At 62.3% G+C, this 2247-nt stretch carries 2 protein-coding genes; both read right to left on the reverse strand.

The features are described from left to right. Positions 1 to 65: 65 nt before the first annotated feature. On the reverse strand, positions 66 to 449 hold the full coding sequence (locus E3T55_RS01340) for an ATP-binding protein (RefSeq protein ID WP_134517786.1): 384 nt from the start codon (positions 447 to 449) through the stop codon (positions 66 to 68). Further along, complete coding sequence (gene istA, locus E3T55_RS01345) at positions 446 to 2035, reverse strand: IS21 family transposase (RefSeq protein WP_134517787.1); 1590 nt, start codon at positions 2033 to 2035, stop codon at positions 446 to 448. The genes E3T55_RS01340 and istA overlap by 4 nt, the downstream gene beginning before the upstream one ends. Between the last annotated feature and the right edge of the window lie 212 nt (positions 2036 to 2247).

Genomic DNA, 2247 nt, shown 5'->3' on the forward strand with positions numbered 1-2247 from the left:
GATGTCACCCCCGTCACCTTCGAACTGCAATACTCGTCAGAGACCGCGGAAGTTCAACTCGCCGCTTAACCCGTGTCCACTAACCGGGGGCAAGGCCAGAGGTAGGTTTTCCCGCCGCCAGTGGGCGAGATGATGAGCAAGTTGGTCGCATCCACGCGCCAGTCGTGGGCGGCATAGCGTCGCATTCGGACGGCGGTGATGCCGCGTCCCTCCCGGTAGTCGACCTCAGCAACGGTCGCGCCGGGGATCGGGAGGCCTGCCTGGCGGATGAGTTTGTCAACCCGGCTGACGCGTCGGGATTCCAACGCGTCGTCGACCGCGGTGAGGAACAGCTGCTCCGGCGTGAGGGTGTCGTTTGCTTCGTCTTGGATGAGTTCCTCCAGCCGGGTCGCGACGTGGGTCACCCGCAGGGCGCGGAACTTGTCATAGTCAACGCTGGTGAACGTCACTTTCCGTCCTCGTTTCGGGCGTAGTGAGAGGCGTCACGGACATAGACGTCCGTGACGGTGTCGCGGAACACAACGGTGCTGCTGCGTTTGCGTGTCGACGCTGCCGGGGTCACCGGCCGTGGCTTCTTCGCATCACTATCGATCGCCGCTATCAACCGTTTCAGTGTCGAATATGTCGGGTGGGCCTTGCGGTTGATGAGGTCCTGGCAGGCGGCCTCCAGCCGTTCTCGGTTGTTCTTGCCGAGGCCGTCGAGGATGTTCTGGCAGGCCAGGTAGCCTTGCGCTTCGATCGTCTGGCTGTCGAGGATCTGCTCAATCACCGTGACCGTCGCCGGCCCGGCGCTGCGCGCCCGGTCGATGAACCAGCGCCTGGACCACAACCCGTCGATATCGCGGTGCTGCGGCGGAACATGCTCCGGCAGGGTCGAGTATTGGCCCTTGCGGCCCGTCAGCCGCGGGTGCTCGCAGATGCTGTCGTTGCCGTCGAAGATCGTTACCCGCGACGACGTCACTCGGACCCGCAGCAGCTTCCCGGCCAGGGCGAACGGCACGGAATAGCGTTGGGTGTCCGCGGTGACGTGGTAGTTCCGGGCGGCCTTGAGCTCTTTCCACTCGACATCCTCGAACCCGATATCGGGCAGCGGGCGGAGCAGCTCGCGTTCCTCGGTGTCGAAGCGTTCCCACCGGGTGGTGTCATCGGCGCGGCGAATGTCATGGTTGATCTCCCGCACCCGTTCCTCGATCGCTGTGTTCAACTCGCTTAGCGTCGTGAAGACATCGTCTTCGAGGTATCCGATGACACGTTTGTTGACGACGTTCACCGCATTCTCGGCTGATGCCTTATCGCGCGGTTTTTTCGGTCTGGCCGGGACAATTGCTGTCTGATAGTGGTCAGCGAGCTGCTGATACCGGGCGTTCACGGCCCGCTCCGCATCACCCGGGTGGGTTCGGTGGGTCGACGTCGTCGGGTTATCGGGCACGATGATCTGCGTCACACCCTTGAAGAACGCGAACGCTTGAACGTGAGCGTCGAGCCAGGCTGGAGACTTCATATCCGCATAGGCGCGGCAGAACATCAGCCCCGAAAACGGCAGCACCGCGACGAATAGGATCGCCCGGACCACTTCGCCGGTGATGGTGTCGACGATGTCCATCGTGTCGCCGGCCCAGTCGACGAGCATCGCCCGGCCCGGCTCGTGACGGAGCACCGCGACAAGATCGTGAGTGCGGAGGTAGCCGGTGAACAGGGCGCAGAACTGGGAGTACCCGTATTTCTTCCCCGCGTCTTTGGTGTCAACGTAGCGGCGCCAGGCCCGCAGCAACGTGAAGTGCCGGTTCGCTTTCATCGACGCTAATATCCGTGCCAGGTCGGGTTGGTCATACTCGTCCGAGACTTTCCGGCGCCCGTCGGGAAACCATTCCGCCAGCGCAGTGTCGGTAACCGTGACGGTCGCGGTCAGGCCCCGAGCCTCGACCTCCTGCCGCACCCGAGCCACGTCGCGATGCGAGCACCCCACGAGCTCGACGACATCACGGTAGCTGCGCCCCTCCAGTAAAAGCCCCAAGATTTTTCGATAGTCCGCCATCAACCCGCCCCTTAACAATGAAACGACAACGCCTTCTGCGTGTCACTTCACAGCCGAGCAGGAAACCTCCGACCAGCGCTACCGTGTTCTCGGAAACTTGCTACCAACTCGCCGGATGTGAACTCTCAGGTCATTGTTTACATCGTCACTCAGGTCTTCGTTTACAGGCTCTCTCACGGCATCGTTTACAGGTAGCAGGCGTTTAAGTCGGT

This window comes from Cryobacterium frigoriphilum (assembly GCF_004403305.1).
In the GTDB taxonomy this organism is placed as follows: Bacteria; Actinomycetota; Actinomycetes; order Actinomycetales; family Microbacteriaceae; genus Cryobacterium; species Cryobacterium frigoriphilum.